General features: G+C 72.8%; 6 protein-coding genes. 3 read left to right on the forward strand and 3 right to left on the reverse strand.

Going from position 1 to position 7065, the window contains the following annotated elements:
- Positions 1 to 126: 126 nt before the first annotated feature.
- Positions 127 to 387 (reverse strand): hypothetical protein, encoded by a 261-nt coding sequence (locus ACFXA3_RS25535; protein WP_385190554.1) that lies wholly within the window; start codon positions 385 to 387, stop codon positions 127 to 129.
- Between the two features lie 147 nt (positions 388 to 534).
- Between ACFXA3_RS25535 and ACFXA3_RS25540 the strand changes: the two genes are divergently transcribed.
- Positions 535 to 1743 (forward strand): pyridoxal phosphate-dependent aminotransferase, encoded by a 1209-nt coding sequence (locus ACFXA3_RS25540; RefSeq protein WP_385190555.1) that lies wholly within the window; start codon positions 535 to 537, stop codon positions 1741 to 1743.
- A gap of 145 nt (positions 1744 to 1888) precedes the next feature.
- Positions 1889 to 3037: a hypothetical protein gene (locus ACFXA3_RS25545; RefSeq protein WP_385190556.1), complete on the forward strand. Its 1149-nt coding sequence runs from the start codon at positions 1889 to 1891 to the stop codon at positions 3035 to 3037.
- A 14-nt stretch (positions 3038 to 3051) separates the two neighbouring features.
- Here ACFXA3_RS25545 and ACFXA3_RS25550 read toward each other — a convergent pair whose 3' ends face one another.
- Together ACFXA3_RS25550 and clpB are read right to left on the reverse strand one after the other, a co-directional pair.
- Entirely contained in the window at positions 3052 to 3594 is a 543-nt protein-coding gene (locus tag ACFXA3_RS25550) for a YbjN domain-containing protein (RefSeq protein ID WP_385190558.1), read from the reverse strand.
- Between the two features lie 174 nt (positions 3595 to 3768).
- On the reverse strand, positions 3769 to 6369 hold the full coding sequence (gene clpB, locus ACFXA3_RS25555) for an ATP-dependent chaperone ClpB (RefSeq protein ID WP_385190560.1): 2601 nt from the start codon (positions 6367 to 6369) through the stop codon (positions 3769 to 3771).
- Between the two features lie 93 nt (positions 6370 to 6462).
- On the opposite strand from clpB, the gene ACFXA3_RS25560 reads away from it, so the two are divergent.
- Positions 6463 to 6876: a pyridoxamine 5'-phosphate oxidase family protein gene (locus ACFXA3_RS25560; protein WP_385190562.1), complete on the forward strand. Its 414-nt coding sequence runs from the start codon at positions 6463 to 6465 to the stop codon at positions 6874 to 6876.
- The last annotated feature ends 189 nt before the right edge of the window (positions 6877 to 7065 follow it).

The raw sequence follows: 7065 nt of genomic DNA on the forward strand, positions 1-7065 counted from the left end.
GGGGGGCCCGCATCGCCCCCCCCCCGGGGGGGGGGGCGGCGCGCCCGGGCGGGGGCGCCGGGCGGCCCCCCGGGGGTGGTGCCCCGGGGGGGCCCCCCCGGCGCCCGGGGCGCCGGCTGCCCCGTGTCAGCTGGAGCCGCAGCCTCCACCGCCGCAGGAGGACGAAGAGCCCCCGCAGGACGAGGAGGAACCACAGGAGGAGGAAGAACCGCACGAGGAGCTGCTCCCGCACGAGGAACCGCCGCCGCCCGCCCACCACGACGAGCCGGAACCCGAGCCGGAACCCGAACCCCCGTCGGATCCGGTCCAGGCACGGACCACCTTCACCACCAGGAACACCAAGGCCGCGATGACCGCCACCACGAGCAGCAGAACGAAAATGGTCATGCCCCCAACCCCCCTCCAACGCCTCGGTCCCCCGAGAGCCGACTGTTCCCAAGCGGGCCGGGGCCCGTGTGAAGGGGGGATGCCCCCAGGCCACGCGGGCCAAAGCACACTTGAGCAAGTCCAGAGGTTGCCCCCAGGATTGCGCCCATGAGCGCACCCGTGGGCGGCAGCCGCCCCCTCCTGAACCGCCGCCTCGCGTCCTTCGGCACGACGATCTTCGCGGAGATGTCGGCCCTGGCCGCCCGCACCGGGTCGATCAACCTCGGCCAGGGCTTCCCCGACACCGACGGCCCCGCCGAGATCGCCGAGGCCGCCTCCCGCGCCGTGCTGTCCGGCCTCGGCAACCAGTACCCGCCGGGCCCGGGCGTCCCGGAGCTGCGCGCCGCGGTCGCCCGGCACCAGCAGCGGTTCTACGGCCTGGCCTACGATCCGGACACGGAGGTCCTGGTCACCGCGGGCGCCACCGAGGCCATCGCCGCCTCGCTCCTCGCCCTGCTCGAACCGGGTGACGAGGTCATCGCCCTGGAGCCGTACTACGACTCGTACGCCGCCTGCATCGCGATGGCCGGCGCCACCCGCGTCCCGGTCACCCTGCGCCCGCGCGCCTGGGGGTCTCCCGCGGCGGTGGCCGAGGGGGCGTTCGCACTCGACCTCGACGAACTGCGGGCCGCGGTCACCCCGCGCACCCGCCTGCTCCTGCTGAACACCCCGCACAACCCGACGGGCACGGTCCTGACCCCGGCCGAGCTCGCCGCGATCGCGGAGCTCGCGCGGGAGCGCGACCTCCTCGTGGTCACCGACGAGGTGTACGAGCACCTCGTCTTCGAAGGCGCCCACGTCCCGCTGGCCTCGCTGCCCGGCATGCGCGAGCGCACCGTCACCATCGGGTCGGCCGGCAAGACGTTCTCGTTCACCGGCTGGAAGGTCGGCTGGATCACCGCCCCGCCGGAGCTGGTCTCCGCGGTCCGCTCCGCGAAGCAGTTCCTGACGTACGTCTCCTCGGGCCCCTTCCAGTACGCCGTCGCACAGGCCCTGGACCTCCCCGACGCCTACTTCGACGGCTTCCGCGCCGACCTGGCGGCCAAGCGCGACATCCTCGCGGACGGCCTCGCGGCCGCCGGCTTCCAGGTCTTCCGCCCCCAGGGCACGTACTTCATCACCACCGACATCACCCCGCTCGGCGAGAAGGACGGCCTCGCCTTCTGCCGCGCACTGCCCGAGCGCTGCGGCGTGGTCGCCATCCCGAACCAGGTCTTCTACGACGACCGGGCCGCCGGCGCCACCCAGGTCCGCTGGGCCTTCTGCAAGAAGACGGAGGTCCTCGAAGAGGCCGCCGCACGGCTGCGCCGGCTCTGAGCGCGCCGCCACCGGCGGGCGGCGGCCGATTTCACCGGAGGTTCCGACGGCATTCACACCCTCCGGGCGGCCCTGAGCTTTAGGGTGCCCGAGGCCCTCCCCGCCGGGAGGGCCCCTTCACGCAGCGCGGGAAAGACGGGGGTCCATGTCGGCGACGGGCAGTGTGTCGGTTTCCGTACGTCCGCAGGAACTCCGGACCGGCAGGGTGCCCGCGGCCCTCGTCGCCCTCGGGGCGTTCGCCGCCGTCCGCGCCGGCGGCGCGCTGGTCCTCTCCGCCGGGGCGTGGTGGGCCGGGCGCAGCCCCGTCCGCGTGCTCGGGCACTCCTGGGACTCCGTCTGGTACCTCGGCATCGCCGTGCACGGCTACGGCCGCACCCAGATGTGGGTCTCGTCCGGTCTCGTGCAGAGCGACCACGCCTTCTTCCCGCTGTACCCGCTGCTCGTCCGGCTGGCCGGCGCCACCGCCTGGGCCGGGCTGCTGGTGGCCTGGACCGCCGCCGCGGTGGCCGCCGTCGGGGTGTACCGGGTCGGGGAGCTGGTGCTGGGCCCGCGCGCCGGGGTGCTGCTGGTGGCGCTGTGGGCGGCGACCCCGCACGCGGTCGTGCTGACCCTGGCCTACACCGAGCCGCTGCTGGCGGCGCTGGCCGCCTGGGCGCTGTACGCCGTGCTGCGCCGCCGCTGGCTGTGGGCCGCGGGCCTCGCCGTGCTCGCCGGACTGACCCGCCCGACGGGGATCGCCGTCGGCGCCGCCGTGAGCGCCGTCGCCCTGCACACCCTGCTCGTACGAAGATCCCGGGCGCCCGCGGTGTGGGCGGCCGCGCTGCTGGCCCCGGCGGGCTGGGCGGCGTACGTCGCGGCCGTCGGCATGTGCACCGGGAGTCCGGCCGGCTACTTCACCGTGCAGGAGCGCTGGGGCTCCCGATTCGACTTCGGCTCGTACACCACGGCCACCGTCTGGCGGGTGCTGACCGGGGCGCACCTGCCGCTCGCCACCTTCGTGACCGTGGCCGTCCTGGCCGCCGCCGGGCTCCTGGCGGTGCTCCTGCTGCTCGACCGGGCGCCGGGGGCGCTGCTCGCGTACACCGCAGTCCTGCTGCTGATCACCTACGGCGGGGCCGGCTACTTCGAGTCGAAGCCCCGCTTCCTGCTCCCGGCGTTCCCGCTGCTCCTGCCGGTCGCCGCCGCAATGGCGCGAGCCCGGCCGCGCTCCGCGGTCATGGCGACCGCGGGGCTGGCCGGGCTCTCGTACGGCTACGGGCTGTACCTGCTGCTCATCGCCCGCGTACCGCTGTGACGGACGGGCGACGACTAGGCGTCGTCGCCGCCGTCCTTGTCCTCGCCGTCGGTGGAGTCGATCTCCTTCTCCAGGCCGAGCTGCTCCACGAGCCACTTGTCGAACTCGATGGAGGCCCGGACCCAGCTGACCGTGGACGAAACGAAGTGCTCCAGGCTGACGCCGGTGCCGATCAGCATCTGCGCCTCGCCGATCAGGCGGACGGAGCCGTCGTCGTGCGTGTGGCTGTAGACCTTCGGCCACAGGGTGCGGCGGTTCCAGTCGTCGATCGACTCAAGGAGCTGGGGCTTGTCCTCGATCGCGTGCGGACGGTCGTAGAACGTCCGCACCGAGAAGACCTGCTGCTCGTCCTCGCCGCGGAACATGAAGTACGTCCGGAACTCCTCCCACGGCGCCGCGAGGTCACCCTCGTCGTCGACGACGTACTTGAGCTCCATCTGCTCCAGCAGCTGCTTGACCAGATCCTGGTCGGGGACGACGGGGCCCGCCGGTCCTGTGGCCTGCGGATCGGGCTGCTGCCCTCCGAAATTCGGAATCGAGGCCGGGTCGATGCTCACCGTGTTTTCCCTTCGTGCGGATGGTGTCATCCTCCCCCATCCAGCCCTTGTGTCCAGCCCCGGCGGCCACGATCCGCTCGCAGCGGACAGGGGATCCGCCGAGCGGAGGTGCGCCGGGGCCGGGGGCCGGAGGCGGGGGAGGCGGAGGCGGGGGAGGCGGAGGCCGGGGGGCGGCTAGAGCGCCTTGCCGACGATGAGGTCCTCGCCGGCCACGTCGACGCGGACCGTGTCGCCGTCGCGGACCTCGCCCGCCAGGATCTCCTTGGCCAGCCGGTCGCCGATCGCCGTCTGGATCAGCCGGCGCAGCGGGCGGGCGCCGTACGCCGGGTCGTTGCCCTTGTCGGCCAGCCAGGCCAGGGCCTCGGGCGTGACGTCCAGGGTCAGACGGCGGTCGGCCAGGCGGCGGGCCAGGCCGGCGGTCTGGAGCTCGGCGATGTGCGCCAGCTCGTCCCGGGTCAGCGCGGAGAAGACCACCAGGTCGTCGAGGCGGTTGAGGAACTCCGGCTTGAAGGAGGCCCGGACCACTTCCAGGACCCGCTCGCGCTTGTCCTGCGCCGAGCTCGCCGGGTCCATCAGGAACTGGCTGCCCAGGTTCGAGGTCAGGATCAGGATCGTGTTGCGGAAGTCGACGGTACGGCCCTGGCCGTCCGTGAGGCGGCCGTCGTCCAGGACCTGGAGCAGGATGTCGAAGACCTCGGGGTGGGCCTTCTCCACCTCGTCCAGCAGCACCACGGAGTACGGGCGGCGGCGGACGGCCTCGGTCAGCTGGCCGCCCTCCTCGTAGCCGACGTAGCCGGGCGGGGCGCCGACCAGACGGGCCACGCTGTGCTTCTCGGAGTACTCCGACATGTCGATGCGGACCATGGCCCGCTCGTCGTCGAAGAGGAAGTCCGCGAGGGCCTTGGCCAGCTCCGTCTTGCCCACGCCCGTGGGGCCCAGGAAGAGGAACGAGCCGGTCGGGCGGTCGGGGTCGGCGATCCCGGCCCGGGTGCGGCGCACGGCGTCCGAGACGGCCCGTACGGCCTCGCCCTGGCCGATCAGGCGCCGGCCCAGCTCGTCCTCCATGCGCAGCAGCTTCTGCGTCTCCCCTTCGAGGAGGCGGCCGGCCGGGATGCCGGTCCAGGCGCCCACCACGTCGGCGATGTCGTCGGGGCCGACCTCGTCCTTGACCATCGCGGACTTGGCGCTGCCGGTCTTGGAGGCCTCTTCCTCCTCCTCGGTGGCCTCGGCGAGCTCGCGCTCCAGGGCCGGGATCTCCCCGTAGAGCAGCTTGGAGGCGGTGTCGAAGTCGCCGTCGCGCTGGGCGCGCTCAGCCTGTCCGCGCAGGTCGTCCAGGCGTTCCTTGAGCTCGCCGACGCGGTTGAGGGACTGCTTCTCCTTCTCCCAGCGGGCGGTCAGGCCCCGCAGGTCCTCCTCCCGGTCCGCCAGGTCCTTGCGGAGCTTTTCCAGGCGCTCGATCGAGGCCGGGTCCGACTCGTTCTTCAGCGCCAGCTCCTCCATCCGCAGGCGGTCGACCGAGCGCTGCAGCTCGTCGATCTCCAGCGGCGAGGAGTCGATCTCCATGCGGAGCCTGGACGCGGCCTCGTCGACGAGGTCGATGGCCTTGTCGGGCAGGAAGCGGGAGGTGATGTACCGGTCGGACAGGGTCGCGGCGGCCACCAGCGCGCTGTCGTTGATGACGACCTTGTGGTGGGCCTCGTAGCGACCCTTGAGTCCGCGCAGGATCGCGATCGTGTCCTCGACGCTCGGCTCGGCGACCAGCACCTGCTGGAAGCGGCGCTCCAGCGCCGGGTCCTTCTCGATCCGCTCGCGGTACTCGTCGAGCGTGGTCGCGCCGACCATCCGCAGCTCGCCGCGGGCCAGCATGGGCTTGAGCATGTTGCCCGCGTCCATGGCGGAGTCCCCGCCGGCGCCCGCGCCGACGACGGTGTGCAGCTCGTCGATGAAGGTGATGATCTGGCCGTCGCTCGACTTGATCTCCGCCAGGACCGTCTTGAGGCGCTCCTCGAACTCACCGCGGTACTTCGCGCCGGCGACCATCGCGCCGAGGTCCAGCGAGACCAGCCGCTTGTTCTTCAGCGACTCGGGGACGTCGCCCTTGACGATGCGCTGCGCCAGGCCCTCGACGACGGCCGTCTTGCCGACGCCGGGCTCGCCGATGAGCACCGGGTTGTTCTTCGTACGGCGCGACAGGACCTGGACGACGCGCCGGATCTCCTGGTCGCGGCCGATGACCGGGTCGAGCTTGCCCTCACGCGCGGCTGCCGTGAAGTCGGTGCCGAACTTCTCCAGGGCCTTGTACTGGCCCTCGGGGTCGGGGGTGGTCACCCGCCGTCCTCCTCGTGCGTTCTCGAAGGCGTCGAGCAGCTTCTTCGCCGTCGCCCCCTGTGCGGAAAGGACCTCACCGGCCGCGCCGCCCTTGGCGGCGATCGCGACGAGGAGGTGCTCGGTGGAGAGGTAGTCGTCGCCGAGCCGGCCGGCCTGCTGGTCGGCCTCGGCGAGTACGGCGAGCAGCTCGCGGGTGGGCTGCGGGGGCGCGACCGTGGAGCCCGTGACGCTGGGCAGGGCGGCCAGCAGCTTCTCGGCGCCGGCCCGGACCGCCGCCTGGTCGGCTTCGGTGGCCGCGAGCAGGTCGGTGATGTTCTCGTTGTCCTCGCCGGCGAGCAGGGCCAGCAGCAGGTGCGCCGGGGTCAGGTCCGCGTGGCCGTCCTTCACGGCCCGGCTGGTGGCCGCGTTCAGGGCGTCCCGGCTCTTGTTGGTCAGCTCGGCATCCACGGGCGACTTCTCCTCTCAGGAGCGGCTGTGAGTATGTCAGCGTGCGCAAAGTTGAGTCTATTCCACTCAAGGCCGCAGTCGTACCCTCGGGCCATGGCTCATGACGTACTCAACCCGACGCCCGAGTACCTCGCCTTCTGGCGGGAGCGGCACGTCTGCACCCTGACCACCCCGCGCCCCGACGGGACGCCGCACGTGGTGCCGGTGGGCGTCACGTACGACCCCGAGGCCGGCCTGGCCCGGGTGATCAGCAACAAGAACAGCAAGAAGATCCGCAACGTGCTGGCGGCGCAGGCGACGGAGCAGGGCCCGGCCCGGGTCGCGGTGTGCCAGATGGAGGGGCGCCGCTGGGCGACCCTGGAGGGGCGCGCGGTGGTCCGTACGGACGAGGCCTCGGTCGCCGAGGCCGTGGCGCGCTATGCGGAGCGCTACGGGCGGACGCCGTCGCCCAACCCCGACCGCGTCGTCATGGAGATCACCCTCGACCGGGCCATGGGCCGCGCCTGAAGGGGCGAAGAAGTTCGGTTTTCACCTTGTCCGGTTCAAGCACTGGACGCGGACATCACAACGGCGCCCACCGGGGGCGGGGCCCCGGGGGGGCGGGGGGGGGGGGGAACACCCGGGCCGGTCGGGCAACCCGGGGGGAAAGGGGCCGGGCCAGCGGGGGGGGGGGGGGGGGGTAAAGGGTGGGGAAAG

Source organism: Streptomyces sp. NPDC059456, assembly GCF_042750055.1.
Taxonomy (GTDB): domain Bacteria; phylum Actinomycetota; class Actinomycetes; order Streptomycetales; family Streptomycetaceae; genus Streptomyces.

Coding starts and splice junctions, on each gene's coding strand:
- ACFXA3_RS25540 (WP_385190555.1), top strand. CDS start 535: ATGAGCGCACCCGTGGGCGGCAGCCGCCCCCTCCTGAACCGCCGCCTC.
- ACFXA3_RS25545 (WP_385190556.1), top strand. CDS start 1,889: ATGTCGGCGACGGGCAGTGTGTCGGTTTCCGTACGTCCGCAGGAACTC.
- ACFXA3_RS25535 (WP_385190554.1), bottom strand. CDS start 387: ATGACCATTTTCGTTCTGCTGCTCGTGGTGGCGGTCATCGCGGCCTTG.
- ACFXA3_RS25560 (WP_385190562.1), top strand. CDS start 6,463: ATGGCTCATGACGTACTCAACCCGACGCCCGAGTACCTCGCCTTCTGG.